General features: G+C 72.2%; 26 protein-coding genes. 4 read left to right on the forward strand and 22 right to left on the reverse strand.

All coding sequences use genetic code 11. The features are described 5' to 3' along the window. Positions 1 to 4: 4 nt before the first annotated feature. Both BLV05_RS25360 and rpsO read right to left on the reverse strand, forming a co-directional pair. Positions 5 to 2,227, reverse strand: a complete 2,223-nt coding sequence (locus BLV05_RS25360) for a polyribonucleotide nucleotidyltransferase (protein WP_046767597.1) — start codon at positions 2,225 to 2,227, stop codon at positions 5 to 7. A gap of 232 nt (positions 2,228 to 2,459) precedes the next feature. Then, entirely contained in the window at positions 2,460 to 2,729 is a 270-nt protein-coding gene (rpsO, locus tag BLV05_RS25365; protein ID WP_046767596.1) for a 30S ribosomal protein S15, read from the reverse strand. 139 nt (positions 2,730 to 2,868) lie between these two features. Here rpsO and BLV05_RS25370 point away from each other — a divergent pair, with 139 nt between their 5' ends. Beyond that, positions 2,869 to 3,666 carry a class I SAM-dependent methyltransferase gene (locus BLV05_RS25370; RefSeq protein WP_046767595.1) on the forward strand — a complete coding sequence of 266 codons (798 nt, stop codon included), beginning with the start codon at positions 2,869 to 2,871 and terminating at the stop codon, positions 3,664 to 3,666. A 10-nt stretch (positions 3,667 to 3,676) separates the two neighbouring features. Further along, complete coding sequence (locus tag BLV05_RS25375) at positions 3,677 to 4,231, forward strand: GNAT family N-acetyltransferase (protein ID WP_046767728.1); 555 nt, start codon at positions 3,677 to 3,679, stop codon at positions 4,229 to 4,231. Here BLV05_RS25375 and BLV05_RS25380 read toward each other — a convergent pair. The 11 genes from BLV05_RS25380 to rimP form a co-directional block, all read right to left on the reverse strand. After that, the gene (locus BLV05_RS25380; RefSeq protein ID WP_046767594.1) at positions 4,228 to 5,181 is read right to left on the reverse strand and encodes a bifunctional riboflavin kinase/FAD synthetase; all 954 of its coding nucleotides are present in this window, start codon (positions 5,179 to 5,181) and stop codon (positions 4,228 to 4,230) included. The genes BLV05_RS25375 and BLV05_RS25380 overlap by 4 nt on opposite strands. A gap of 42 nt (positions 5,182 to 5,223) precedes the next feature. After that, positions 5,224 to 6,792, reverse strand: a complete 1,569-nt coding sequence (locus tag BLV05_RS25385) for a DHA2 family efflux MFS transporter permease subunit (RefSeq protein ID WP_046767593.1) — start codon at positions 6,790 to 6,792, stop codon at positions 5,224 to 5,226. Beyond that, positions 6,789 to 7,250 (reverse strand): MarR family winged helix-turn-helix transcriptional regulator, encoded by a 462-nt coding sequence (locus tag BLV05_RS25390; protein ID WP_046767592.1) that lies wholly within the window; start codon positions 7,248 to 7,250, stop codon positions 6,789 to 6,791. Before BLV05_RS25390 ends, BLV05_RS25385 begins: the two co-directional genes overlap by 4 nt. An 80-nt stretch (positions 7,251 to 7,330) precedes the next feature. Continuing rightward, complete coding sequence (locus BLV05_RS25395) at positions 7,331 to 7,774, reverse strand: MarR family winged helix-turn-helix transcriptional regulator (RefSeq protein WP_046767591.1); 444 nt, start codon at positions 7,772 to 7,774, stop codon at positions 7,331 to 7,333. Then, a complete protein-coding gene (gene truB, locus BLV05_RS25400; RefSeq protein WP_046767590.1) occupies positions 7,771 to 8,643 on the reverse strand; it encodes a tRNA pseudouridine(55) synthase TruB in 873 nt (290 codons plus the stop codon). Before truB ends, BLV05_RS25395 begins: the two co-directional genes overlap by 4 nt. Then, entirely contained in the window at positions 8,636 to 9,094 is a 459-nt protein-coding gene (gene rbfA / locus BLV05_RS25405) for a 30S ribosome-binding factor RbfA (RefSeq protein WP_046767589.1), read from the reverse strand. The genes truB and rbfA overlap by 8 nt, the downstream gene beginning before the upstream one ends. A gap of 4 nt (positions 9,095 to 9,098) precedes the next feature. Then, a complete protein-coding gene (locus BLV05_RS25410; RefSeq protein ID WP_046767588.1) occupies positions 9,099 to 9,398 on the reverse strand; it encodes a DUF503 domain-containing protein in 300 nt (99 codons plus the stop codon). Between the two features lie 22 nt (positions 9,399 to 9,420). Next, entirely contained in the window at positions 9,421 to 12,483 is a 3,063-nt protein-coding gene (gene infB, locus BLV05_RS25415; protein WP_046767587.1) for a translation initiation factor IF-2, read from the reverse strand. A gap of 90 nt (positions 12,484 to 12,573) precedes the next feature. Beyond that, positions 12,574 to 12,882 carry a YlxR family protein gene (locus BLV05_RS25420; RefSeq protein ID WP_082155042.1) on the reverse strand — a complete coding sequence of 103 codons (309 nt, stop codon included), beginning with the start codon at positions 12,880 to 12,882 and terminating at the stop codon, positions 12,574 to 12,576. A gap of 63 nt (positions 12,883 to 12,945) precedes the next feature. Further along, the gene (gene nusA, locus BLV05_RS25425; RefSeq protein WP_046767586.1) at positions 12,946 to 13,947 is read right to left on the reverse strand and encodes a transcription termination factor NusA; all 1,002 of its coding nucleotides are present in this window, start codon (positions 13,945 to 13,947) and stop codon (positions 12,946 to 12,948) included. Between the two features lie 4 nt (positions 13,948 to 13,951). Further along, on the reverse strand, positions 13,952 to 14,446 hold the full coding sequence (gene rimP, locus BLV05_RS25430) for a ribosome maturation factor RimP (protein ID WP_046767585.1): 495 nt from the start codon (positions 14,444 to 14,446) through the stop codon (positions 13,952 to 13,954). A gap of 145 nt (positions 14,447 to 14,591) precedes the next feature. Here rimP and BLV05_RS25435 point away from each other — a divergent pair, with 145 nt between their 5' ends. Both BLV05_RS25435 and BLV05_RS25440 read left to right on the forward strand, forming a co-directional pair. After that, entirely contained in the window at positions 14,592 to 15,098 is a 507-nt protein-coding gene (locus tag BLV05_RS25435; RefSeq protein WP_152690639.1) for a hypothetical protein, read from the forward strand. Next, positions 15,095 to 15,568 carry a ferritin-like domain-containing protein gene (locus BLV05_RS25440; RefSeq protein WP_046767583.1) on the forward strand — a complete coding sequence of 158 codons (474 nt, stop codon included), beginning with the start codon at positions 15,095 to 15,097 and terminating at the stop codon, positions 15,566 to 15,568. The genes BLV05_RS25435 and BLV05_RS25440 overlap by 4 nt, the downstream gene beginning before the upstream one ends. Positions 15,569 to 15,673: 105 nt before the next feature. Here BLV05_RS25440 and BLV05_RS25445 read toward each other — a convergent pair whose 3' ends face one another. The 9 genes from BLV05_RS25445 to ispG form a co-directional block, all read right to left on the reverse strand. Beyond that, positions 15,674 to 16,570 carry an alpha/beta fold hydrolase gene (locus tag BLV05_RS25445; protein ID WP_046767582.1) on the reverse strand — a complete coding sequence of 299 codons (897 nt, stop codon included), beginning with the start codon at positions 16,568 to 16,570 and terminating at the stop codon, positions 15,674 to 15,676. A 42-nt stretch (positions 16,571 to 16,612) separates the two neighbouring features. Further along, on the reverse strand, positions 16,613 to 18,025 hold the full coding sequence (sthA, locus tag BLV05_RS25450) for a Si-specific NAD(P)(+) transhydrogenase (RefSeq protein ID WP_046767581.1): 1,413 nt from the start codon (positions 18,023 to 18,025) through the stop codon (positions 16,613 to 16,615). A gap of 31 nt (positions 18,026 to 18,056) precedes the next feature. Beyond that, positions 18,057 to 18,968, reverse strand: coding sequence for a DMT family transporter (locus tag BLV05_RS25455; RefSeq protein ID WP_197683313.1), 912 nt, complete (start codon positions 18,966 to 18,968; stop codon positions 18,057 to 18,059). Between the two features lie 179 nt (positions 18,969 to 19,147). After that, on the reverse strand, positions 19,148 to 19,948 hold the full coding sequence (locus BLV05_RS25460) for a helix-turn-helix domain-containing protein (protein WP_046767579.1): 801 nt from the start codon (positions 19,946 to 19,948) through the stop codon (positions 19,148 to 19,150). Between the two features lie 21 nt (positions 19,949 to 19,969). Next, a complete protein-coding gene (locus BLV05_RS36035; RefSeq protein ID WP_157524305.1) occupies positions 19,970 to 20,116 on the reverse strand; it encodes a hypothetical protein in 147 nt (48 codons plus the stop codon). A 96-nt stretch (positions 20,117 to 20,212) separates the two neighbouring features. After that, positions 20,213 to 21,973: a proline--tRNA ligase gene (locus BLV05_RS25465; protein ID WP_046767727.1), complete on the reverse strand. Its 1,761-nt coding sequence runs from the start codon at positions 21,971 to 21,973 to the stop codon at positions 20,213 to 20,215. A 71-nt stretch (positions 21,974 to 22,044) separates the two neighbouring features. Beyond that, positions 22,045 to 23,244 carry a CapA family protein gene (locus BLV05_RS25470; RefSeq protein ID WP_046767578.1) on the reverse strand — a complete coding sequence of 400 codons (1,200 nt, stop codon included), beginning with the start codon at positions 23,242 to 23,244 and terminating at the stop codon, positions 22,045 to 22,047. Positions 23,245 to 23,302: 58 nt separating this feature from the next. After that, complete coding sequence (locus tag BLV05_RS25475; protein WP_197683802.1) at positions 23,303 to 24,145, reverse strand: GNAT family N-acetyltransferase; 843 nt, start codon at positions 24,143 to 24,145, stop codon at positions 23,303 to 23,305. 32 nt (positions 24,146 to 24,177) lie between these two features. Continuing rightward, the gene (gene ispG, locus BLV05_RS25480; protein WP_172860814.1) at positions 24,178 to 25,311 is read right to left on the reverse strand and encodes a flavodoxin-dependent (E)-4-hydroxy-3-methylbut-2-enyl-diphosphate synthase; all 1,134 of its coding nucleotides are present in this window, start codon (positions 25,309 to 25,311) and stop codon (positions 24,178 to 24,180) included. Positions 25,312 to 25,317 lie beyond the last annotated feature (6 nt).

The following is a 25,317-nucleotide window of genomic DNA, read 5'->3' on the forward strand; positions in this document are numbered from 1 at the left end:
ACCGTCAGGAGTCGCCCGCCTCGCCGGCGTCGGCAGCGGGGGACTCCTCCTCGACGATAGGCGTCAGGGCGAGCTTGCCGCGGTCGTCGATCTCGGTGATCTCGACCTGGATCTTCTGCCCGACCGAGACGACGTCGTCGACGTTCTCGACCCGCTTGCCGCCCGCGAGGGTCCGCAGCTTGGAGATGTGCACCAGGCCGTCCTTGCCCGGCAGCAGCGAGACGAACGCGCCGAAGCTCGTCGTCTTGACGACGGTGCCGAGGTAGCGCTCGCCGACCTCGGGCATCGTCGGGTTGGCGATCGCGTTGATCTGCGCACGAGCGGCCTCCGCGGAGGGGCCGTCGACCGCACCGATGAAGATGGTGCCGTCGTCCTCGATGGCGATCTCGGCGCCGGTGTCGTCCTGGATCTGGTTGATGATCTTGCCCTTGGGGCCGATGACCGCACCGATCTGGTCGACCGGGATCTTGATGGAGATGATCCGCGGCGCGTAGGGGCTCATCTCGTCCGGCTCGGAGATGGCCTCGGCCATGACGTCGAGGATGGTGAGCCGGGCGTCGTGGGCCTGCTGCAGCGCGGCTGCCAGCACCGACGCCGGGATGCCGTCGAGCTTGGTGTCGAGCTGCAGCGCCGTGACGAACTCGCGCGTGCCGGCGACCTTGAAGTCCATGTCGCCGTAGGCGTCCTCGGCGCCGAGGATGTCGGTGAGCGTGACGTAGCGCTGCTCGCCGTCGACCTCGCCGGAGATGAGGCCCATCGCGATGCCCGCGACCGGCGCGCGCAGCGGCACGCCCGCGTTCAGCAGCGACATCGTCGAGGCACAGACCGAGCCCATGGACGTCGAGCCGTTGGAGCTCAGCGCCTCGGAGACCTGCCGGATGGCGTACGGGAACTCCTCGCGCGCCGGCAGCACCGGCAGCAGCGCCCGCTCGGCGAGCGCGCCGTGGCCGATCTCGCGCCGCTTGGGCGAGCCGACCCGGCCGGTCTCACCGGTCGAGTAGGGCGGGAAGTTGTAGTTGTGCATGTAGCGCTTGGACTTCTCAGCCGCGAGCGTGTCGAGCTTCTGCTCCATGCTGAGCATGTTCAGCGTGCTGACGCCGAGGATCTGCGTCTCGCCGCGCTCGAACAGCGCCGAGCCGTGCGCCCGCGGGATGGGGCCGACCTCGGCGGACAGCGTCCGGATGTCGGTGAGGCCGCGGCCGTCGATGCGGACCTGGTCGCGCAGGACGCGCTCGCGCACGACCGACTTGGTCAGCGACCGGAACGCGGCGCTGATGTCCTTCTCGGCGCCCTCGAACTGCTCGGCCAGCCGCTCCTTGACCGACGCCTTGATCTCGTCGAGGCGGGTCTCGCGCTCGGTCTTGGCGCCGATGGTCAGCGCCTTGGCGAGCTCGTCGCGCGCGGCGGCGTCGACGGCGGCGTAGATCTCGTCGGTGTAGTCGAGGAAGACAGGGAACTCGGCCGTCTCCTTCGCCGCGACGTCGGCGAGCTGACGCTGCGCCGCCGCGAGTGCGGTGATGAAAGGCTTGGACGCCTCGAGACCGGCGGCCACGACGTCCTCGGTCGGCGCCGTGCGGCCGGCCTGGACCAGGCCCCACGTCTCGGCGGTCGACTCGGCCTCGACCATCATGATGGCGACGTCGCCGTCGGGCAGCACGCGGCCGGCCACGACCATGTCGAACACTGCCTCGGCCAGCTGGGAGTGGTTCGGGAAGCCCACCCACTGGTCCTCGATCAGCGCAACGCGCACCGCGCCGATCGGGCCCGAGAACGGCAGCCCAGAGAGCTGGGTGGAGGCGGACGCGGCGTTGATGGCGACGACGTCGTACAGGTGGTCCGGGTGCAGCGACATGATCGTCATGACGACCTGGACCTCGTTGCGCAGGCCCTTCGCGAACGACGGGCGCAGCGGCCGGTCGGTGAGCCGGCAGGTGAGGATGGCCTCTTCGCTGGGCCGGCCCTCGCGGCGGAAGAACGAGCCGGGGATGCGGCCCGCGGCGTACATGCGCTCCTCGACGTCGACCGTCAGCGGGAAGAAGTCGAGGTGTTCCTTCGGGTTCTTGGAGACCGTCGTGGCCGACAGCAGCATGGTCTCGTCGTCGAGGTAGACGACGGCCGAGCCGGCGGCCTGCTGGGCGAGCTGACCGGTTTCGAAACGAATGGTGTGGGTGCCGTACTTGCCGTTGTCGATGACGGCTTCGGCGCTGTGGATCTGGGGACCCGTCATGGGTCGTCCTCCTGGAGCGTGGCGGGAGGCCGCTCGAATGAGATCTCGTACGCGCCGGTCTTCGATGGAAGCCCGCGGGTCAGCCGCTCCCGAGGGCCACAACCGAGGACCGGCCTGCCGCGTTCAAGTCGGCCGCCCTGTTCGGTTTGGCGTTGTTCAGTTGTGATGCCGGCGGCTGATATGCCGAGGGAGCGGATCCCGGTCTCGGGAGTCCGCTCCCCTCGGCGTCAGCTCATCGGCGCAGGCCGAGCTTCTCGATCAGCGCACGGTAGCGCTCGATGTCGACCCGCTGCAGGTACTTGAGCAGCCGGCGGCGCTGGCCGACCAGCAACAGCAGCCCGCGGCGGCTGTGGTGGTCGTGCTTGTGCACCTTCAGGTGCTCGGTGAGGTGGTTGATGCGGTGCGTGAGCAGCGCCACCTGCACCTCGGGCGAGCCCGTGTCGCCGGTGCCGCGGGCGTGCTCGGCGATGATGGTCTCTTTGGTCTTCGTGTCGGTCGGCACGGAACTCCTTGTCGAATCGTTGCGCGGCGCTTCCGGGCATGTCCACCGGTGCACTCTCGAACCGCGGCCGTTCTAACGGCGGCGCCAAGGATACCAGCGCGGACCAGCCGAGACCCAATCGACCCTAGGGTTGACACCCATGACCGGTGGCATCTGGGACCGCGCGGCGGCCGAGTACGAGAATACCGGCGTCGACTTCTTCGCGCCGCTCGGGCGCGAGCTGGTGGCCCGGGCCGAGGTGCGGCCGGGCGAACGGGTCCTCGACGTCGGCACCGGCCGCGGTCATGTTCTTGTCCCGGCGGCCGCCGCCGTGGGGCCGGCGGGTGCCGTCACCGGCGTCGACCGCTCCCCCGCCATGGTCGAGCTGACGGCGGCCGACGTCGCCCGCCGCGGGCTCGCGCACGTGTCGGTGCGGGTCGGCGACGCGGCTGCCCCTGGCCTCCCTCCTGGGAGCGTCGACGCCGTGCTCGCCGGCTTCATCCTGTTCCTGCTGCCTGACGTCGCGGCCGCGCTGGGCGCCTATCGCTCGGTGCTCGTGCCGGGTGGCCGGTTCGCCGCCAGCACCTACGGTCCGCCCGACCCGCACGCCGAGGAGGCGCGGTGCCGGCTGCGCGCCCGGGCCGGCCTGGGCGCGGACGTCCCCGACGTGTTCGACGACCCCGACGCGCTGGCCGCCATGGTCCGGACGGCCGGCTTCGCCGACGTCGTGGTCGACGACGTCGCCGTCCCCGTCCGCTACCGCGACGTCGACCAGTGGTGGGACTGGGCCTGGTCGGTCGGCTACCGCGGCGCGCTCGAGCGCATCGCGCCCGCGGACCTCCCAGCGGCCCGCGCCGAGGTCGCCGACGCACTGTCGCCCGCCCGCCAGCACGACGGGACACTGCTGATCACCACGGGTGTTCGCTTCACGACGGCGACCAACGGCCGGGCCGCCTAGGGTGTCGCGCATGAGCGCCCCACACCTGCTGCTGCACGGCGATCGGCTGGCTCTGGCCATGACCACGGCCGAGCACCTGGCGGAGTACCACCGCTGGGAGACCGACCCCGGGACGATCCTCGGCTACGGGACCCAGCTGCCGCAGAGCTTCGAGACCCGGTCGGCCGGGTACGAGTCGCAGGCGCGCAGCGACCGGCAGGCCCGGTTCGAGGTGGTCCGGCTGTCCGACGCCGCCCCGGTCGGGATGACGGTGCTGCACGTCGACCACGCGGTGCGGACGGCGGAGTTCGTCATGCTGCTGGCGCCGGAGGCCCGCGGGCAGGGGTACGCCGCGGAGGCGGCCACGCTCACGCTGGACTGGGGCTTCCACCTGGCCGCCCTGCGGATGGTCTGGCTGAAGGTCCTGGAGCCGAACGCGGCCGCGATCCGGGCGTACGAGCGGGCCGGGTTCCGACCGGCCGGTAGGCTGCGGCAGGCCGGCTGGTGGCACGGCGAGTCCTGCGACGAGCTGCTGATGGACGCCGTGCGAGCCGACTTCCCCGGACCGAGCCGCGTCCCGGGCTAGATGCCGAGGACGACGCGGGCTTTGGCGACGTCGTCGGTCATGGTGGCGATGAGGTCGTCGATGGAGTCGAACTTGAGGGTGGGGCGGAGGCGCTCGGCGAACTCCAGCAGGATCTCGTCGCCGTAGAGGTCGAGGTCGGTGCGGCCGATGACGTACGCCTCCACCCGCCGCGACACGCCGGCGAAGGTCGGGTTGGTGCCGATCGAGATCGCCGCCGGCAGCCGCGACCGCTCCCCCGCCTCAGGCACGACGACCGACAGCCAGCCGGCGTACACCCCGTCGGCAGGGACCAGGCCGTCGGCGTCGGAGGCGAGGTTGGCGGTCGGGAAGCCGAGCTCGCGGCCCCGCTTGTCGCCCTCGACGACGACGCCGCGCAGGCGGTGCGGGCGGCCGAGGATCTCCGCCGCGCCACTCACGTCCCCGAGAGACAGCAGCTCGCGCACCCACGTCGACGACCAGCGGCGGCCGCCGTCAGGGGTCTTGACGTCGTCGATCACCTCGACGGAGAAGCCGTGCTCGGAGCCAAGGGCGAGCATCGTCGACAGGTCGCCGGCGTTCTGCCAGCCGAACCGGACGTCGTGGCCGACCACGACGGTGCGCGCGTGCAGGCCGTCCACCAAGAAGCGGCGGACGAACCGCTCGGGCGACTGCCGGGCGAAGTCCCAGGTGTAGGGCTGGACGAGCACGGCGTCGAGGCCGGTCGAGGCGAGCAGCTCGAGCTTGTCGCGCACGCCGGTGATCAGCGGCGGCGCCTCGTCGGGCCGGTGCAGCTGCAGCGGGTGCGGGTCGAAGGTCACTGCGACCGCCCGGATGCCGGCCGCGCGCGCGTCGGCCACCATGCGGGTGAGGACCTGCCGGTGGCCGAGGTGGACGCCGTCGAAGTTGCCGATGGTGACCACGGACGGGCCGAACCCGGGAGGGACCTGGTCGAGATCGGTCCAGCGGTGCACGCGTTCTCCCGGGTTCGGTGTCCTTGACAGCTGCCAAGGACATTATGCCCGCGCGGTGACCTCCTCCAGTTCGGCCAGCTCGGCGTCGCCCACCGTGGTGCGCAGCGAGGTCTCGCGGATGAACAGGACGGCGACGAACGCCAGCAGCGAGATCGCCCCGGCGATGAGGAACACCAGCGCCGTCGCGTCGCCGTAGGCGTGCTCGACCACGACCCGCACCGGCTCGGGCAGCCCGCTGAGGTCCAGCGAGGTCGAGCCGCCGCTCTGGGTGGCGTTGCCGGCGCCCGGCATCGACGCCAGGCCCTCGTTGATCAGGTCCGTGACGTGGGTGGCCAGAATCGCGCCGAGGACGGAGACGCCGGCCGCGCCGCCGAGCGAGCGGAAGAACGTCACCGTCGACGTCCCCGCGCCGAGGTCGCGGTAGTGCAGGCCGTTCTGCGCGGCCAGCACCAGGTTCTGCATGCTCGACCCGACGCCGACGCCCAGGATCGCCATGTACACGCCGATCAGCACCAGCGAGGTCGAGTGGTCGATGGTCCCCAGCAGCCCCAGCCCGACGACGATCAGCCCGGACCCGGTGACGAGGAACCTCTTCCACCGTCCGAACCGGGTCACCAGCTGGCCGGTGATGGTCGACGCCAGCAGCAGGCCGACGATCATCGGCAGCGTCAGCAGGCCGGCCGCCGTCGGCGAGTAGCCGCGGGAGATCTGGAAGTACTGCCCGAAGAAGACCGACGAGCCGAACATCGCGATGCCGATGGCGACGCTGGCGATGATCGCCAGCACCATGGTCCGGTTCCGCAGCAGCCGCGGCGGCACGACGGGGTCCTGGACCCGCCGCTCGACGACGACGGCGAGCGCGATCAGCAGCAGGCCACCGGCGACGAACGCGGCCGACGGCCACGACATCCAGCCGAAGTCCTTGCCGGCCAGCGTGACCCAGATGAGCAGCACGCTGATGCTGCCGGGGATGAGCAGCGCGCCCCTCCAGTCGATCTTCGTGTCCGACGTCAGCACCGGCAGCTTCAACGTCCGCTGCAGCAGCACCAGCGCGGCGATGCCGAACGGGACGCCGATCCAGAAGCACCAGCGCCAGCCGAGCAGCTCGGAGTCGACGAGGAACCCGCCGAGCAGCGGGCCGCCGACCGTCGCCACGGCCATGACGGCGCCGAAGTAGCCCATGTACCGGCCGCGCTCACGCGGGCTGACGATCGAGGCCATGACGATCTGCACGAGCGCCTGCAGGCCACCGAGGCCCAGGCCCTGCAGCACGCGGAACCCGATCAGAGACTCGGTGTTCTGCGAGAACCCGGCCAGCACGGAGCCGATCACGAAGACGGTGATCGACAGCTGGACGAGCAGTTTCTTGTCCATGCGGTCGGCCAGCTTGCCCCAGATCGGGGTGGTGGCGGTCGCCGCGAGCAGGGTCGCCGTCACGACCCACGTGTACTGGTCCTGGTTGCCGCCGAGGTCGCCGATGATGCGCGGCAGCGCGTTGGCGACGATCGTTCCGGACAGCATCGCCACGAACATGGCGAGCAGCAGGCCGGACATCGCCTCCAGCACCTGTCGATGGGTCATCGTCGTCGGCGCAGTTGCGTCTGTCGTCATCGGACGCGTTCCTTTCCCCCGCAGAGCTCCTCGCGGAGATCGCCGTTGAGCTTGGTGAGCAGGTCGACCAGCTGCCGGGCCTCGGCCTCGCTCCAGTCGCCGAGTGCGGCGGCGACGATCTCGCCGCTGCGCTCTCTGGCGCGCTGCAGGATGGCGTGGCCGTCGGCCGTGAGGTCGAGGAGGCCGGCGCGGGCGTCGTCCGGGTCGGGACGACGTTCCACCAGCCCCCGCTCCACCAGCTCGGCCGCCTGCCGGCTGGCGACGGACGTGTCGACCTGCAGCTGATCGGCCAGCGCCGTCAGCCGCATCGGACCGCCCTTGCTCAGCGCGGCGAGCATGCCGCCCAGCGTCGGACCCACGCCGTCGTAGATCTCGACGTGGCGGTGGGTGAGCAGCCTGCCCAGCCGGACCAGGAGCCGTCCCTGGTCGACCAGGTCGCTCCAGACTTCGCTGCGCATGGCGCGACTCACCGCCTCAGTTGGTTGGTTGCTGCAACTATAGAGTTAATGGTTGCAACAACCAACTTATTCCCCGGAGGCTACTCCTGCGACAGGGACTCGTTCAGGCGTTTGAGCAGAACGGCGAGGGTGTCGACGTCGGCGGGCGGCCAGTCCTCCAGCGCCTCGCCGAACCAGCGGCCGCGCGCGCCGCGCAGCTGCTGGATGCGGGCGCGGCCCTCGTCGGTGATGTGCAGCAGCCGGGCCCGGCCGTCCTGCGGGTCGGGCACCCGCTGGATCAGGCCCATCGACTCCATCTGGGTGATCTGGCGGCTGACGGTGGACTTGTCCAGCCCCAGCCGCTCGGAGAGGTCGGCGGCGCGCACGTCGCCGGCGTCGACGAGCACTCCGAGCAGCCCGTACGCGGCCGCCTCGAGACCCTCGTCGACCTGCCGGGCGAGGTCGATGGAGAGCCGGCGCACGCGCCGCCAGAGGAAGGCGAGCTCGGCCTCGAGCCGCTCGTGGACCTGCTGCCGATCGCTCATACGAACACCGCCAGGTGCTTCGCGCGTGAACCCCGGTCCTCGACCAGGGACAGCAGCGTACCGTCCGGGCCGAACACCGCGACCGGCCCCGGCCCGCGCCCGGTGGCCGGCAGCGGCACGCCGTGCGCGACCTTGCCCGCGGTGCCCGCGTCGACGTCCAGCCGCGGGAACGCCGCCGCGGCGGCCTCGGCCAGCGGCACGACCGCGTAGTCCTCGGCGAGCGCCTCGAGCGTGCGCGCGCGGTCCAGGTGGTACGGGCCGACCGCCGTGCGGCGCAGCGCGGTCAGGTGACCGCCGACGCCCAGCGACGCGCCGAGGTCGCGGGCCAGCGCCCGGATGTAGGTGCCGGACGAGCAGGCGACCGACGCGTCGAGGTCGACGTACTGTCCCTCGCGGCGGGTGGCCAGCACGGCGAACCGGCTGACGACGACGTCGCGCGGCGGCAGTTCGACGTCCTCGCCGGACCGGACCCGGTGGTACGAGCGCACGCCGTCGATCTTCACCGCCGAGACGGCGCTCGGCACCTGCTGGATCGGCCCGGTCAGCGCGGCGACGCCGGCGGCCACGGCGGCATCGGTCACACCCGACGCGTCGGTGGTCGCGGTGACCTCGCCCTCGGCGTCATCGGTGACGGTGGTCGCGCCGAGCCGGATGGTGGCGTCGTACTCCTTCGCCGTCAGCGCCAGGTGGCCGAGCAGCTTGGTGCCCTTGCCGACGCCGACGACGAGGACGCCGGTGGCCATCGGGTCGAGCGTGCCCGCGTGGCCGACGCGGCGGGTGCCGGCCAGCCGGCGGATCCGGGCGACGACGTCGTGCGAGGTCCAGCCGCCGGGCTTGTCGACGACGACGAGCCCGTCGGGGTCAGCCACGAGCGCCGTCGTCCTCGTCGTCGTCCTCGTCCTCCGCCGGCTTGCGGTACGGGTCGGGGTCGCCGGCGTACTCGGCCTCGGCGGCCGTCTGGGCGACCCGCTCGTCGACCTCACGCGCCGTGCGCAGCAGGTCGTCGATGTTCGCGGCGTTCTCGGGGATCGCGTCGGCGACGAACTCCAGCGTCGGCGTGTACCGGACGCCGGTGCGCCGGCCCACCTCGGACCGGACCAGGCCCTTGACGCTCTCGAGCGCCGCCGCCGTGGCCGAGCGCTCCTCCTCGCCGCCGTAGACGGTGTAGAAGACGGTGGCGTCGCGCAGATCGCCGGTGATGCGGGCGTCGGTGACCGTCACGAACCCCAGCCGGGGATCCTTGACCCGTCGCTCCAGCGTCTCGGCCGCGATCTCGCGAATGCGGTCGGCCAGTTTGCGTGCCCGCGCTGGATCGGCCATGGCACTACTCCTCGTCCTCATCGTTGTGAATCCGCCGGCGGGTCGAGAGCAGCTCGATCTCCGGCCGGTGGGCGACGTGCTGCTCGACCGCGTCGAGGACGTCGATGCACTGCCGGGAGTCGCCGGCGACGACGGCGACCCCGACCTCCGCGCGGCGGTGCAGGTCCTGGTGACCCACCTCGGCGACGGCCACGTCGAAGCGGCGCCGCAGTTCGGCCACGATGGGCCGAACCACGGCGCGCTTCTGCTTCAGCGAGTGAACGTCGCCAAGGAGCAGGTCGAACGTGATCGTTCCCACGAACACGGCTCGGGTCCCGCGAACGGCATCAGCCGCGCGGCTTCTCCTTCATCTCGTAGGTCTCGATGGTGTCACCTGTCTTGATGTCGTTGAACGAGCCGAGGCTGATACCGCACTCGAAGCCCTCGCGGACCTCGGTGGCATCGTCCTTCTCGCGCCGCAGCGACACGATGGTGAGACCCTCGCCGACCACCACGCCGTCGCGGACCAGCCGCGCCGATGCGTTGCGCCGCATGATGCCGTTGGTGACCATGCAGCCGGCGATGTTGCCGATCTTGGAGGACCGGAACACCTCGCGGATCTCGGCGGTGCCGAGCTGGACCTCCTCGAACTCCGGCTTGAGCATGCCCTTGAGGGCCGCCTCGATCTCCTCGATCGCCGAGTAGATGACCGAGTAGTACCGGATCTCCACGCCCTCGCGGTCGGCCAGGTCCTCGACCGTCCGGCTCTGCGGCCGGACGTTGAAGCCGATGATGATGCCCCGGTCGATGGAAGCGAGGTTGACGTCGTTGGCCGTGATGGCGCCGACGCCACGGTGGATGATGTTGAGGTCGACCTCGTCGCCCACGTCGATCTTGAGCAGCGCGTCCTCGAGCGCCTCGACCGAGCCGGACACGTCGCCCTTGAGGATCAGGTTCAGCGTCTCGACCTTGCTCTCGGCCATGAAGCTCTCGAGCGTGACCCGCTTGCGGGCCTTGGCCAGGGCCGCGTTGCGCTCCATGGCCTCGCGCTTCTCGGCGATCTGGCGCGCGGTGCGGTCGTCGTCGGCGACGAGGAACTTGTCGCCGGCGCCGGGCACCGCGGTCAGGCCGAGCACGAGGACCGGCCGCGACGGCTCGGCCTCTTCGACCGGCTTGCCGTACTCGTCGAGCATGGCGCGCACCCGGCCGTAGGACTGACCCGTGACGATGGCGTCGCCCGGGCGCAGCGTGCCGCGCTGCACCAGGACGGTGGCCACCGGGCCACGGCCGCGGTCGAGGTGACCCTCGATCGCGACGCCGCGCGCCGGCATGTCGGGGTTGGCCCGCAGGTCCAGCGCCGCGTCGGCGGTGAGCAGGACGGCCTCGAGCAGCTTGTCGATGTTGATGCCCGGCTTCGCCGCGACGTCGACGAACATGGTGTCGCCGCCGTACTCCTCGGCCACCAGGTTGTACTCGGTGAGCTGCTGGCGGATCTTGGACGGGTTGGCGCCCTCGACGTCGATCTTGTTGACCGCCACGACGATGGGCACACCGGCCGCCTGGGCGTGGTTCAGCGCCTCGATGGTCTGCGGCATGACGCCGTCGTCGGCCGCGACCACCAGGATGACGATGTCGGTCACCTGGGCACCACGGGCACGCATGGCGGTGAACGCCTCGTGACCCGGGGTGTCGATGAACGTGATGGCACGCTCTTGGCCGTCGTGCTCGACCGAGACCTGATAGGCACCGATGTGCTGGGTGATGCCGCCGGCCTCGGACTCGACGATGTTCTCCTTGCGGATGGCGTCGAGCAGCTTCGTCTTACCGTGGTCGACGTGGCCCATGACGGTGACCACCGGCGGCCGCGGCATGGAGATGGAGTCGTCCTCGGCCTCGAAGTCGATGTCGAACGACTCGAGCAGCTCGCGGTCCTCGTCCTCGGGCGAGACCATCTGGATCTCGAAGCCGAGCTCCTCGCCCAGCACCCGGAACGTGTCTTCGTCGACGGACTGCGTGGCCGTGACCATCTCGCCCAGGCCGAACAGCACCTGGACCAGCTGCGCGGGGTCGACGTCGATGCGCTCGGCGAAGTCGGCCAGGGACGCACCGCGAGGCAGCCGGACGACCTGTCCGTTGCCGCGCGGCAGCCGCACGCCACCGATCGACGGGGCCTGCATGTTGTCGTATTCCTGGCGCTTCTGACGCTTGCTCTTGCGGCTCTTCGCCGGCTTGCCGCCGGGACGGCCGAACGCGCCGGCCGTGCCACCGCGGCCGCGGCCACCGCCGCCACCGGGGCGACCGCCGCCGGGACCGCCGCCGAAGCCGCCGCCACCGCCGGGACGGCCACCGCCACCGGGACCGCCGCCGAAGCCGCCGCCACCGCCGGGACGACCGCCGCCACCGCCACCGCCGCCGGGACGGCCACCGCCGCCGCCGCCGCCACCGGGACGACCGCCACGGTCACCGCCGGGACGGCCGCCACGCTCGCCCGGGCCACTGGGCCGCTGCGACGGGCGCGGCGGCATCATGCCGGGGTTCGGGCGCGGGCCGCCGGAGCCGGCGCCACCGCCGGGACGCGGCGCCGGCGAGCTGGGCCGCGGGCCGCCCGGCGCGGACGAGCCGCGGCCGTCGGCGTCGCGGCGCGAGCCGGGACGCTGCATGCCGGTGGAGCCACCGGACGAGAACGGGTTGTTGCCCGGCCGCGGGCCGCCGCCGGGACGACCCCGGCCCATGCCGGTGTTCTCGCCGCCGAACGGGTTGTTGCCCGGCCGCGGGCCGGACTGCCGCGGTGCGCCGGGACCGGGCTTCGGTGCGCCCGGACGGGCACCGCCGCCGGGCCGCTGGCCCTGGTCGGAGCCGGGACGCGGACCGCGGCTGTCGCCGGGACGCTGACCCTGACCCGGGCGTTGGCCCTGGCCCTGGCCGCCGGGACGCGGACCACGGCTGTCGCCGGGGCGCTGGCCGTCGCCGGAGCGCTGGCCGTCACCCTGGCCGCCGGACGTACCCGGACGCGGCGACGGCGCGGGTGCCGGACCGGGACGCGGGCCGGCGGCCGGCTGGGACACCGGCGGTGCGGCCGGAGCGGGCTGCTCGGCCGCGGGCGCCGGAGTGGCCGGGCGCGGGGCAGGCCTCGCCGCCGGCGCGGCGGGTGCCGGCGCCGGTGCGGCCGCACTGGGACTGGGGGCTGGTGCTCCTGGCCTGGCCGCGGGGCCAGGGCGGCCGGGAGACCGCGGGGTCCCCTTGCCGGTCGATTGATTGGCGAATGCGTCGCGAAGCTTGCGGACGACGGGAGCTTCGACAGTCGACGATGCCGACTTGACGTACTCCCCGAGGTCACCCAGCTTGCCGAGGACATCCTTGCTCGTCACACCGAGCTCTTTCGCGAGCTCGTGTACCCGGACCTTTGCCACTGCTCTCCTTCTCGGCCCGGGCGTGTCGGCTCGGACCGGCTAGGTGGTGCGCGTGCTCATCGCTGCGTGCTCATCGAGCGCTCGTGAGCGTCACGTCGTGTCTCCTTCATCCGTTCCAGCCGGCCGTTGCGGCCGACCGGGTCGATCCTCGTGCTCAGCGAGCCACCGACGCAGCTCTAGATCGTCGAGCGGCCCCTCGGCGCGTAATGCGCGCGAGAACGCCCGACGACGCTCGGCTTGGTCGAGGCACCCCTGGCTCGGGTGCAGGTACGCACCCCGGCCCGGAAGCCGGCCGTCGAGGTCGGGAACCAGCGCCCGTTCGGCGCCGGCACCGCCCGCGACGACGCGGAGCAGTTCGGACTTCACCGCACGAGACCGGCATCCTACGCAGGTGCGCATAGGTGACCGGCCGGGCGCGCGGTCATTCACTCGAACAGTTTAGCGTCTATCGGGCCTGAACGGTCACGCGGGCGTGTCGGCGCCCCGTTCGGCCGTCTCTGGCTCGGTGTCGGGGCGGATATCGATGCGCCAGCCGGTGAGCCGCGCGGCCAGCCTGGCGTTCTGTCCTTCGCGCCCGATGGCCAGCGAGAGCTGGAAGTCAGGCACCGTCACACGGGCCGACCGAGCGGCCAGATCGACGATGTCGACCCGCTGCACCCGGGCCGGCGACAGCGCGTTGGCGACCAGCTCAGCGGGGTCCTCGGCCCAGTCGATGATGTCGATCTTCTCGCCGTGCAGCTCGGTCATGACGGCGCGGACCCGCGAGCCCATCGGCCCGATGCAGGCGCCCTTCGCGTTGACGCCCGGCACCGTCGAGAAGACGGCGATCTTCGTGCGGTGGCCGGCCTCGCGGGCGATGCCGGCGATCTGCACGGTGCCGTCGGCGATCTCGGGGACCTCGAGCACGAACAGCTTCTTCACCAGGTTCGGGTGGGTGCGCGAGACGGTGATGATCGGGCCGTGCTGGCCCTTGCGCACCTGCACGACGTAGCAGCGGATGCGGCTGCCGTGCTCGTAGCGCTCGCCCGGCACCTGCTCGGCCGACGGCAGCACCGCCTCGACCTTGCCGAGGTTGACCATGACGGTGCGGGGGTCGCGGCCCTGCTGGACGGTGCCGGAGACGATCTCGCCCTCGCGGTCGAGGAAGTCGCCGAACGTGTTCTCGTCCTCGGCGTCGCGCAGCCGCTGGAGGATCTCCTGTTTCGCGGTGGTCGCCGCGATGCGGCCGAAGCCGTCGGGCGTGTCGTCCCACTCGCGCACGACGGCGCCGTCGTCGTCGACCTCCTGTGCCCAGACGGTGACGTGGCCGGACTTGCGGTCCAGCTCGACGCGAGCGCGCGGCTGGTGGGTCTCGGAGCGCTGGTAGGCGAGCAGCAGAGCGCGCTCCGTCGCCTCGACGACCAGGTCGAAGGAGATGTCCTTCTCTCGCTCCAGTGCTCTCAGGAGCGAAAGGTCGATGTCCACGCTCTCAGTCCTCTTCCTCGAAATCGTCCAGATCGGTGTCGTCGGTCTTGCGGAACTCGACCTGCACCTTGGCCCGGCGGACGTCGGCGTAGGCCAGCTCGCGGCTGGCGCCGTCGACGTCCAGCACGGCGGAGGTGTCGCCGGCCGACACGACGCGGCCGGTGACGTCGTCGCCGTCGTGCAGGACCGCGCGCACCAGCCGGCCCGTGGCGCGCGACCAGTGCCGCGGCAGCGTCAACGGGCGGGAGACGCCCGGCGAGCTGACCTCGAGGGTGTAAGCGCGCTCGCCCATGACGTCGCTGGCGTCGAGCGCCTTGGCGATGTGCCGGGACACCTCGGCGCAGCGGTCGAGGTCGACCCCGCCGTCGGCGTCGACGAAGATGCGCAGCCGGCTGCGGCGGCCCGCCTGGGACAGCTCCAGCTGCTCGAGGTCGAGCCCCTCCGACACCACCACGGGCTCGATGACCTGTTGAAGAAGGTCATGAGTAGCCGATGTCATCGGATGCCCCTTCCTCGATGTCGAGTTGTCTGCGGTTCGTCTCATGGAATGGCGGAGTTCTTGACTCCCTGCCACCAAGAGTAGCCAAGACTACAGCGCAGACCGGTGATCCACGGGCCGGTTCGCACCGGTTACGGTGTGCACCGTGACGCAGAGGGTGGACGAGGGCCGGCGGCGGCTGCTCGCGCTGGTCGCCGGGGCTCCGGTGCTTGGCGTGGCGCTGGCCGCGTGCGGCTCCGACCCGCGTCCGAAGGCCGCTCCGGGCCCCCGCGCGACGCTCGACGCTGACGTGAAGCTGCGCTGGCGCGCGGTGCACGCCGAGCAGGCGCTGCTGGCGCTGCACGCGGCCACCGTCGCGGCGCATCCGGACCTCGCGGAGCGGCTGCAGCCGCTGACCGCGCACCACGACGAGCACCTGGCCGCGCTGCGCGACGACGGGCCGCTGCCGTACGGCGCGGGCGACGGCGCTCCGGCGGCCGCGGCCGAGGTGGCCGGCGACCCCGAGGCCGCGCTGGCCGCCGTCGCCGACGCCGAGCGGGCCGCCGCCGACGCCTGCGTCGTCGCGTCCCTCGCCGCCGCCGGGCCGCGACTGGCGGCGATGCTGGCGTCCGTCGCGGCGTCCGAGGCCGGTCACGGGGTGGTGCTGGCGTGACCACTCCCCCGTCGTCGGCGACGCCGTCGCCTTCCACCGCGCCCGCCGAGCCCGAGGGCGAGGTCGCGGCCGCCCAGGCGGCGCTGGCCGGCGAGCACGCCTGCGTCTACGGCTACGGCGTCGCCGGCGCACACCTGCCCGACGGCGTCGAGGCGGCGCTCGCCGCGCTGACCACCCACCGGACCCGCCGCGACGAGCTGATCGCGCTGATCGCCGCCGCTGGGGCCGAGCCGGTCGCGGCCGAGCCCGGCTACGCGCTGCCCGCCCCCGTCACCGACGAGGCGTCCGCGCTGACGCTGGCGGTGCTGCTGGAAGAGCGGCTCGGCGCGCTGTACGCCGACGTCGTCGGCGTCGCGATCACTCCTGAGCTGCGCGAGTTCGCCGTCCGCGGCGTCGTCTCTGCCACCGTCCAGGCGCTGGCCTGGGGCGGGGCGCCGACGGCCTTCCCCGGCCTCGACGGCCGCGTCTAGCCCGGCCCGGCGCCGCCATCACCCAGCGCCGCCGCCAAGTTGATCATGGAGAAGGTCGGCTCCCGGCCGCGCTGGGAGCCGACCTTCTCCATGATCAACGGCGGGTCAGCGGGCCGGCGGGGCCGTGTCGAGGACGTTGCCGGTGAAGGTGACGAGCTGGTCGGCGACCTCGGCGGCGTGGGTCTCGAGGAAGAGGTGCCCGCCGTCGTAGATGTGCGCCTCGAGCGTCTCCAGGTCCTCGTGGTACGCGAGGACCTCCGCGATGTCGAAGTAGATGTCGTGCCGGCCCCACAACACCAGGCACGGCGGCTGGTGCTCGCGGTGGAAGGCGGCGATCTCGGGGAACCGGGCCACGTGGTGCTGGTAGTCGACGAAGAGCTGAAAGTGCGCCTCGATGTTGCCGGGCCGCGTCAGCCGCTCCCAGTCGAGGTGCCACGTCTCGTGCGGCTGCAGGGTCTGCAGCTCCGGCGACAGCCCGCTGAGGTACTGGTCGCGCGTGCCCTCGAAGGTCAGCCAGTCGGGCAGCGCCGCGCGGTGCTCCTCGGTCGGCTCGGCCCAGTACCTGCGCGCGGTGTCCCAGGTCTCGCCCATGCCTGCCTCGTGCGTGTTGCCGTTCTGCACGACCAGCCCCAGGATCCGCTCGGGGTGCCGCAGGGCCATGAGGTACCCGACCGGCGTGCTGTAGTCGGTCACATAGAGGATGTAGCGCCGCACGCCCAGGTCGTCGACCAGCGCCTCGATGGCCTGCGACAGACGCTCGTAGGTGTACTCGTACTCGTCCGGCGGCGGCGCGTCGGAGAACCCGAAACCGGGCATGTCCGGCGCGATGGCGTAGAAGCGCTCGCCCAGCTGCGGGAGCACCGCGCGGAACGAGTGCGACGAGGCGGGGAAGCCGTGCAGGAGCAGCACCGCCGTCGACGACGGGACGCCCGTCTCGCGGTAGTGCACTCGCAGCCCGCCGACGTCGCGGAACAGGTGTCTGGTCTTGGCCGCGTATCTCATGGGCGTAACCGTACCCAGGTGTTCACCGGTTACTCGGGGTGCTCAGAGGTCGAAACGGTCCAGCGCGCGCAGCTTGTTGGTGACGTCGAGCGCGGCCACCTTGTACGCCTCGGACAGCGTCGGGTAGTTGAACACGGTGTCGACGAGGTAGTCGACGGTGCCGCCGCAGCCCATGACCGCCTGGCCGATGTGGACGAGGTCGGCGGCGCCGGTGCCGAACACGTGCACGCCGAGGATGTGCCGCGTCGTCGGCGAGACCAGCAGCTTCAGCATGCCGTAGGAGTCGCCGACGATCTGGCCGCGGGCCAGCTCGCGGTAGCGGGAGATGCCTACCTCGTACGGGACCGACTCGTTGGTCAGCTCGACCTCGGTGCGGCCGCAGTAGGAGATCTCGGGGATCGTGTAGATGCCGATCGGCTGGATCTCGCGCAGTTCGTTGGCCGGCTCGCCGAACGCGTGCAGCGACGCCAGCCGCCCCTGGTCCATCGACGTGGCGGCCAGCGCCGGGAAGCCGATGACGTCGCCGACGGCGAAGATGTGCGGCACCGTCGTGCGGTACTGGCCGTCGACGGTGATGCGCCCGCGGGTGTCGGCCTCGAGCCCGGCGTTCTCGAGCCCCAGCTCGGCGGTGACGCCCTGGCGGCCGGCGGAGTACATGACGGTCTCGGCCGGGACGCGCTTGCCGCTGGCCAGCGTCGTGACGGTGCCGTGCGAGCCGATCTCGACCTTCTCGACCTCTTCGCCGAACCGGAACGTCACCGAGAGGTCGCGCAGGTGGAACTTGAGCGACTCGACCACCTCGGGGTCGCAGAACTCCAGCATCTGCGCCCGCTTCTCGACGACGGTGACGCGGGTGCCGAGCGCGGCGAACATCGACGCGTACTCGATGCCGATGACGCCGGCGCCCACGACCACCATGGAGTCGGGGATGCGCTCGATGGTCAGGATGCCGTCGGAGTCGACCACCCGGCCCTCGTCGAACTCGACGTGGCTCGGGCGGGCCGGCGTCGTACCTGAAGCGACGACGATGTTCGCGGCGGTGATCTGGCGGTGCTCCCCCGGCCCGTCGACGGCGATGGTGTGCGGGTCGACGAAGCGGCCGCTGCCGACCACGAGGTCGACGTGGTTGCGGAACAGCTGCGCCCGCACCACCTCGACCTCGCGGCCGATGACGTGCTGGGTGCGAGCCAGCAGGTCCTGCACGGTGATCTCGTGCTTGACCCGGTACGACTGGCCGTACAGCTCGCGCATGGACAGGCCCGTGAGGTACAGCACGGCCTCGCGCAGCGTCTTCGACGGGATGGTGCCGGTGTTGACGCAGACGCCACCGATCATGTGCCGGCGTTCCACCACACAGGCCCGTTTGCCCAGCTTGGCCGCGCCGATGGCCGCCTTCTGCCCACCCGGGCCGGAGCCGATGACGAGGAGGTCGTAGTCGTACTCGGGCTCATCCATGTGCACGCTCCAGCTCGCCGGTACCCCAACGCTAGCCGCGCCGACCCATCGCCGTCATCAGCACCGCCGCGCCGATGAGCACCGCGCCGGCCAGCCCGGCCGCGCCGAGCCGCTCGTCCAGCACGACGGCGCCCAGCGCGGCCGCCGTCAACGGCTCGAGCAGCGAGAACAGCGCCGCCGACCCCGTGGCGACCGTCCGCAGGCCGGTGAAGTACAGGCCGTAGGCCAGCGCCGTCGGGGCCAGCCCCAGATAGAGCAGCAGGCCGAGCGTCCCCGCGTCCAGCCCGACGGAGACGCCGCCGCTCAGTGCCGCGATCGGCAGCAGCAGCAACCCGCCCGCGCAGAACGACAGGCCCGCCGTCGGCAGCGCCCCGAGGTCGTCGACGGGCCGGGCGCCGAGCATGGTGATGGCGGCGAACCCGCAGGCCGAGCCGAGCGCGCACGCCGTACCGGCCAGCACCGCGGTGGGGTCGCCGGCCGCCGGCGTGCCCACCAGCAGCGCCAGCCCGGCGATGGCCGTCGCGATGGCCACCAGGATGCGCCGGTCCGGACGTCGCCGCCCGAGCACGCTCTCGGCGAGGACGACGAGCACGGGCGACGCGCCCAGCGTCACCAGGGTGGCCAGGCTGACGGAGGTCAGCTGGACGGCGGCGAAGTAGCAGCTCTGGTACAGCGCGGCCAGCGCGCCGAGCAGCACCAGCCGGCGGACGCTGCGGCCGGGCAGGCGCAGGCGGTGCAGGCGCCCGGTCGCCAGCAGCCAGGCGGCGACCAGCCCGCCGCCGACCAGCAGCCTGAACGCCGCGACGGCGAGCACGCCGAGGCCGGTGCGGTCGATGAGCAACACCCCGGTGAGGCCGCCGGTCCCCCAGAGGACTCCGGCGCCCATGACCGAGAGCAGGTCGGTGCGGGTGGACAGGGGTGTGAGCGTACGAGTGTGTTCCACGGATCAGCTCCTGCGTCGTGAAGAGGCTGTGACATGAACAGCAAGGCGCGGGAGCGGGGACACGACGGAGAAGAAAGCACGAAGAAGCCGGCCGCCGTCAGAGGGCAGCCGGCGCGCTGGGACGCGCCCCGCTAGGAAGCGGGGGCGGGGTGATCGGGAACAACCGATGCATGCCGGGATCATACGGGAACGACGGACGCACCACGCCGTTCCGCCGCCAGCTGGGACGGGGTGCAGCCGGCCAGTGCGTGGAACTCGCGCACCAGGTGACTGTGGTCGGCGTAGCCGGCGTCGGCGGCGAGGTCGCTGATCGACGGCGCGGCGTCGAGGAGGCGCACGGTCCGCGCGAAGCGCAGCACCCGGGACGCCTCCTTGGGGCCGAGGCCGACCTGGTGGCGGAACCGGCCGGCCAGGTGCCGGCGGCTCCAGCCCACCTCCTCGGCCAGCGCCGTCACGCGCAGCCGGCCGCCCGTCCGCCGCAGCCGGTCCCACGCCCAGCCGACCTCGGCGTCGACCGGGCGGGCACGGTCGGCAAGGCGCAGCAGGAACTCGTCGGCCAGCGCGAACCGGGCCGCCCAGTCCGGCGTCTCGGCCAGGCGCGACACCAGCTCGTCGCCGGCGCGGCCCAGCACGTCGGACAGCCGCAGCGACCCGTCGCGCAAGTCGTCGCCGGACAGCCCGAGCAGGCGGTGCGCGCCGAGCGGCGTGAGGTCGACCTGCAGGCCGCACTGGGCGCCGACGAACTCGGTGACGGCGAAGGTGTCGTGGAACCCGGCGACGAACGAGGTCAGCTCCCCGCCGACACCGGGTGACCGCACCGACAGCACGTCGCCGAAGCTGATGATGACCGGCACCCGCGGGCCGGGCAGCTCGCGGCGGCGCACCGGCACCGCCGAGTGCTCGACGTACCCGCAGTACCCGACGACGTCGCCGGCCAGCGCCGGATGCGCGGCGCCGGCCGGGTACTCGCCCAGGCTCATGCCCCTATTCTGCGCCCCGGCTCAGCACTTGTCGCTCTCGAGGAGCGCGAAGGAGCTGATGGTGTTGTTGCCGATGCGGTTGTCGCTGAGGTTCTTCTGCTCCGTCCCAGGCTCGAACTTCTGCGAGATGCCACCGCCCTCGGCCTGGCGGTAGCGACGACCGGGCAACCGGCGCGGTTCTTGAACGACGTGATGTCGTTGTTGACGCGGCCGTCGGTCTCGTCGCCGTCGTCGCCGACCCTCCAGCGTTGGCGAGGTCGCGCGTCAGCCGGCGACGATCTGGCGCACGCGGTCGGCCGCGGCGCCGACGGCGACCTCTTCCCGCTCGCCGGTGGCGCGGTCCTTGACCTCGACGACGCCGTCGGCGAGGCCGCGGCCCACGACGACGATGGTCGGGATGCCGATCAGCTCGGAGTCCTTGAACTTCACGCCGGGGCTGACCCCGCGGCGGTCGTCGTAGAGGACCCGCACGCCGGCAGCGTCGAGCTCTTCGGCCAGCGACGCGGCCGCCGCGAACACCGCGTCGTCCTTGCCGGTGGCGATCAGGTGGACGTCGGCCGGCGCGACCTCGCGCGGCCAGATGATGCCGGCGTCGTCGTGGGAGTTCTCGACGATGGCCGCGACGGCGCGCGAGACGCCGACGCCGTAGGAGCCCATCGTGACGGTGACCAGCTTGCCGTTCTCGTCCAGCACCTGCAGGCCCAACGCGTCGGCGTACTTGCGGCCGAGCTGGAAGATGTGCCCCATCTCGATGCCGCGGGCGGTCTCGAGCGGGCCGGAGCCGTCGGGTGCGGGATCGCCGGGGCGGACCTCGGCGGCCTCGATGGTGCCGTCGGGGGTGAAGTCGCGCCCGGCGACGAGGTCGATGACGTGCCGGCCGGGCGTGTCGGCGCCGGTGACCCAGCGGGTGCCCTCGACGACACGCGGGTCGACCAGGTAGCGGATGCCGGAGGCGTTCTTCTCCCCCAGCGCGCCCGGCCCGATGTACCCCTTGGCCAGCGCCGGGTGCCGGGCGAAGTCGGCCTCGGTGAACGGCTCCAGCTCGGCCGGCTCGATCTGCGCCTGCAGCCGCTTCTCGTCCACCGCGCGGTCGCCGGGGACCCCGATGGCGAGCGGCTCGCGGGTGCCGTCGGGGTGGTGCAGGATGACCAGCACGTTCTTCAGAGTGTCCGACGCCTGCCAGGGCCGGTCGGCGCGCGGGAAGCGCTCGTTCAGGTGGCCGACCAGCGTCTCGATGGTCGGCGTGTCCGGGGTGTCCTCGACGTGCGCCGCGGGGGCGTCGTCGTAGGGCAGCGGATCGGGCACCGGGGTCGTGACGGCCTCGACGTTCGCCGCGTAGCCGCCGGGCGAGCGAACGTAGGTGTCCTCGCCGTTCTCGGCCGTGGCCAGGAACTCCTCGCTGGCCGAACCGCCCATGGCGCCGGACGTCGCCTTGACGATGACGTAGTCGAGGCCGAGCCGGTCGAAGAGCCTGATGTACGCCCCGCGGTGCGCCAGGTACGACGTCATGAACGCTTCGTCGGAGATGTCGAAGGTGTAGGAGTCCTTCATGACGAACTCGCGGCCGCGCAGGATGCCTGCCCGCGGCCGGGCCTCGTCGCGGTACTTGGTCTGGATCTGGTAGAGATACAGCGGCAGGTCCTTGTACGAGGAGTACAGGTCCTTCACCAGCAGCGTGAACATCTCTTCGTGCGTCGGACCGAGCAGGTAGTCGCCGCCCTTGCGGTCCTTGAGCCGGAAGATGTTGTCGCCGTACTGTTCCCACCGGTTGCTGGCCTCGTAGGGCTCGCGCGGCAGCAGCGCCGGGAAGTGCACCTCCTGCGCCCCGATGGCGTTCATCTCCTGGCGCACGATCTCCTCGATGTTGCGCAGCACCATGTAGCCCAGCGGCAGCCACGAGTAGATGCCCGGCGCGGCGCGGCGGACGTAGCCCGCGCGGACCAGCAGTTTGTGGCTCGGCACCTCGGCGTCGACCGGGTCCTCGCGCAGGGTTCGCAGGAACAACGTCGACATGCGCAGGATCACGGGGTTCTCCAGGGCGTTCACGGACGGATCGGGCACGAAAGGACGAGGATAACCGCCCGGTCAGCGGGCGGTCACGGGGATTCCAGGAGGGTCAGCCCGGTGGCCGCGCCGCCACGGCTCTGCACCACTTCGTTGGTGCGGTCGAGCGCCTGCTGCAGGCGGTCCGCCGACGCCGTCCCGGTGTCGCCGCTGGCCAGCGCGGCGGGCACGTCGAGCACCTCGACCGGCGGGTCGTAGGTCTGGTAGAGCGGCAGGAACTCGGCCTTCGTGACGGTGAAGCCGTCGCCCTGCTCGGTGAACGTGAACCGGGTGAGCAGCCCCTCGGCCTTCGGGCCCTCCGGCTCGGCGTGGTTGGCCATGAGGTTGCCCATGCCGTAGACGACCCACTCGCCGCCGATGTTCTCGATCGGCTGGACGACGTGCGCGTGGTGGCCGAGCAGCAGGTCGATGTCGGGTGACGCGATGAGCTGCGGCGCCAGCTCGCTCTGCAGCGCGTTCGGCTCGTGGACGTACTCGTCGCCCCAGTGCAGGGCCGTGACGACGACCTCGGCGCCCTCGGCGCGCGCGGTGGCGGCTTCGGCCAGGATGCGGTCCGGGTCGATCTCGTCGCCGCGCCAGGTCTCGCCGTCGGGCGCCGGGATGCCGTTGAACCCGAACGTGTACGACAGCAACGCGACGTCGACGGGGCCGGCGTCGGTCGCGACCTGGACGTGCGTGACGGTCTCGGCCTCCTCCGGCGTGCGGGCCGAGCCGGCGTGCGCCAGCCCGGCGGCGTCGAGGGCGTCGAGCGTGCGGTCGACGCCACCGGCCCCCTGGTCGAAGGTGTGGTTCGACGCGGTGGTGCAGGCGTCGTAGCCGGTCTCGACCAGCGCGGTCGTGACCTGCGGCGGGCCGGAGAACGTCGGGTAGCCCTCGTACGGGCCGCCGGCCGGCGCCAGCGGCGTCTCCAGGTGGCAGACGGCCAGCCCGGCGCCCTGGACGACCGGCGCGATGTTCGCCAGCTGCGGCGCGAAGTCCATCTCCTCGCCCGGCCCGGCGTCGTTGCGGGCCTGCGTCCACAGCCGCTCGTGCAGCAGCACGTCGCCGGTCGCGACCAGCGTGAACGTGCGCGGGTCGGGGGTCGGCGTCGGCGTGGGCGTCGGCGTGCTCGACGGCGTGGACGGCGTGCCGGACTGGGCGGCGCCGGGGTCGTCGTCGCCCCCGCAGCCGGCGACGGCGAGGAGGCCGGCGACGGCGGACGCGGCGGTAAGTCGGGCGAGTCGGCGGTTCATCGCGGTCCAGTGTGCACGACCGAGGTGACACGCACGGCCGACTTCAGCACATGCGGGCTCAGAACATGATCGTCGCGAACCGGCCGACCTCGGTGAAGCCGACCCGGCGGTACGCGCCGCGGGCGGCGACGTTGAAGTCGTTGACGTAGAGGGTGACGGCGGGGGCGATCTCGCGCAGCGCGTGCTTGACGACCGCGGCCATGCCCCCGACGGAGAGCCGCTCGCCGCGTCGCTCGGGGCGCACCCAGACGCCCTGGACCTGGCAGGCGTGCGGCGTGACGGCGCCGATCTCGGCCTTGAAGACGATCTCGCCGTCCTCGAACCGGGCGAACGCGCGGCCGGCCCGGACCAGCTCGGTGAGCCGCGCCTTGTAGTACGCGCCACCGTCGGTGCCGGTGGGCGAGACGCCGACCTCCTCGGTGAACATCGCGATGGCGGCCGGCAGCAGCAGGTCGATCTCGTCCGGGCGGACCCGGCGGACCAGCGGGTCGGCCTCGACGGCCGGCGGCGCGCCGAGCGCCATGACCGGCTGGCACGAGCGCACCTCGCGGGCCGGGCCCCACTCGGGGCGCAGCAGGTCCCACATCGAGAGGACGGCGTCGGCCGGCCCGACGATGGACGAGCAGCGGCGGCCGCGGCGGACGGCGAGGTCGGCGAACGTGCGGGCGGCCCGGCCCGACGCCGCGACCGGCACCAGGTTCGCGCCGGAGTAGCACAACGACCGCAGCCGGCTCTCCTCGTAATAGCCCCACAGCTCGCCGGCCAGCCGCGACGGCGCGAGGCCGGACGCGTGCACGCGGGCGCCGACGAACACGTCCAGGCAGGGGTCGCGGCCGAGCAGCGCGACGGTGTCGTCCAGGTCGGCCTGGCTGAGCGGCCGCACCGCCGTCGACGTTCCGATCAACGTCGCCCCCTTTCCCCCGAGGTCCGCCGTCAGGCGACCGTGACCACCGGCCCGCCGTCGCCGTCGCCGGCGTCCATCGACTCGGCGATGCGCATGGCCTCCTCGATCAGCGTCTCGACGATCTCCGACTCGGGCACCGTCTTGACGACCTCGCCCTTCACGAAGATCTGGCCCTTGCCGTTGCCGGATGCTACGCCCAGATCGGCCTCGCGCGCCTCCCCAGGTCCGTTCACGACGCAGCCCATGACCGCGACGCGCAGCGGCACCTCCATGCCCTCGAGACCCGCCGTGACGCGGTCGGCCAGCGTGTAGACGTCGACCTGGGCGCGGCCGCAGGACGGGCAGGACACGATCTCGAGCTTGCGCGGGCGCAGGTTCAGCGACTGGAGGATCTGGTTGCCGACCTTGACCTCCTCGACCGGCGGCGCGGACAGCGAGACCCGGATGGTGTCGCCGATGCCCTGGCTCAGCAGCGCGCCGAACGCCGTGGCGGACTTGATGGTGCCCTGGAACGCCGGGCCGGCCTCGGTGACGCCGAGGTGCAGCGGCCAGTCACCGCGCTCGGCCAGCAGCTCGTACGCGCGGACCATGACGACCGGGTCGTTGTGCTTGACCGAGATCTTGAAGTCGTGGAAGTCGTGCTCCTCGAACAGCGACGCCTCCCAGACGGCGGACTCGACCAGCGCCTCCGGGGTGGCCTTGCCGTACTTCTGCAGCAGCCGGGGGTCCAGCGAGCCGGCGTTGACGCCGATGCGCAGCGAGATGCCGGCGTCCTTGGCCGCCTTGGCGATCTCGCCGACCTTGTCGTCGAACTTCTTGATGTTGCCCGGGTTGACGCGGACGGCCGCGCAGCCGGCGTCGATGGCCGCGAAGACGTACTTCGGCTGGAAGTGGATGTCGGCGATGACCGGGATCTGCGACTTCTTCGCGATGACCGGCAGCGCCTCGGCGTCGTCGGCGCTCGGGACCGCGACGCGGACGATGTCGCAGCCGGCCGCCGTCAGCTCGGCGATCTGCTGCAGCGTCGCGTTGATGTCGGTGGTCGGCGTCGTCGTCATGGACTGGACGCTGACGGGTGCGTCGCCGCCGACCTCGACCTTGCCGACGCGGATCTTGCGCGACGGCCGGCGCGGCGCGAGCACGGGCGGCGGCAGCTGCGGCATCCCCAG

The sequence above is a fragment of the Jiangella alkaliphila genome (assembly GCF_900105925.1).
Taxonomy (GTDB): domain Bacteria; phylum Actinomycetota; class Actinomycetes; order Jiangellales; family Jiangellaceae; genus Jiangella; species Jiangella alkaliphila.

What these genes read in the sequence shown, in the direction of transcription:
- BLV05_RS25370 (WP_046767595.1), top strand. Translation starts at nt 2,869, where the DNA reads ATGACCGGTGGCATCTGGGACCGCGCGGCGGCCGAGTACGAGAATACC.
- rbfA (WP_046767589.1), bottom strand. Translation starts at nt 9,094, where the DNA reads ATGGCCGATCCAGCGCGGGCACGCAAACTGGCCGACCGCATTCGCGAG.
- rimP (WP_046767585.1), bottom strand. Translation starts at nt 14,446, where the DNA reads ATGACATCGGCTACTCATGACCTTCTTCAACAGGTCATCGAGCCCGTG.
- sthA (WP_046767581.1), bottom strand. Translation starts at nt 18,025, where the DNA reads ATGGATGAGCCCGAGTACGACTACGACCTCCTCGTCATCGGCTCCGGC.
- BLV05_RS25470 (WP_046767578.1), bottom strand. Translation starts at nt 23,244, where the DNA reads ATGAACCGCCGACTCGCCCGACTTACCGCCGCGTCCGCCGTCGCCGGC.
- BLV05_RS25385 (WP_046767593.1), bottom strand. Translation starts at nt 6,792, where the DNA reads ATGACGACAGACGCAACTGCGCCGACGACGATGACCCATCGACAGGTG.
- BLV05_RS25420 (WP_082155042.1), bottom strand. Translation starts at nt 12,882, where the DNA reads ATGCGCACCTGCGTAGGATGCCGGTCTCGTGCGGTGAAGTCCGAACTG.
- BLV05_RS25460 (WP_046767579.1), bottom strand. Translation starts at nt 19,948, where the DNA reads ATGAGCCTGGGCGAGTACCCGGCCGGCGCCGCGCATCCGGCGCTGGCC.
- ispG (WP_172860814.1), bottom strand. Translation starts at nt 25,311, where the DNA reads ATGCCGCAGCTGCCGCCGCCCGTGCTCGCGCCGCGCCGGCCGTCGCGC.
- BLV05_RS25360 (WP_046767597.1), bottom strand. Translation starts at nt 2,227, where the DNA reads ATGACGGGTCCCCAGATCCACAGCGCCGAAGCCGTCATCGACAACGGC.
- BLV05_RS25390 (WP_046767592.1), bottom strand. Translation starts at nt 7,250, where the DNA reads ATGCGCAGCGAAGTCTGGAGCGACCTGGTCGACCAGGGACGGCTCCTG.
- BLV05_RS25395 (WP_046767591.1), bottom strand. Translation starts at nt 7,774, where the DNA reads ATGAGCGATCGGCAGCAGGTCCACGAGCGGCTCGAGGCCGAGCTCGCC.
- BLV05_RS25445 (WP_046767582.1), bottom strand. Translation starts at nt 16,570, where the DNA reads ATGAGATACGCGGCCAAGACCAGACACCTGTTCCGCGACGTCGGCGGG.
- BLV05_RS25375 (WP_046767728.1), top strand. Translation starts at nt 3,677, where the DNA reads ATGAGCGCCCCACACCTGCTGCTGCACGGCGATCGGCTGGCTCTGGCC.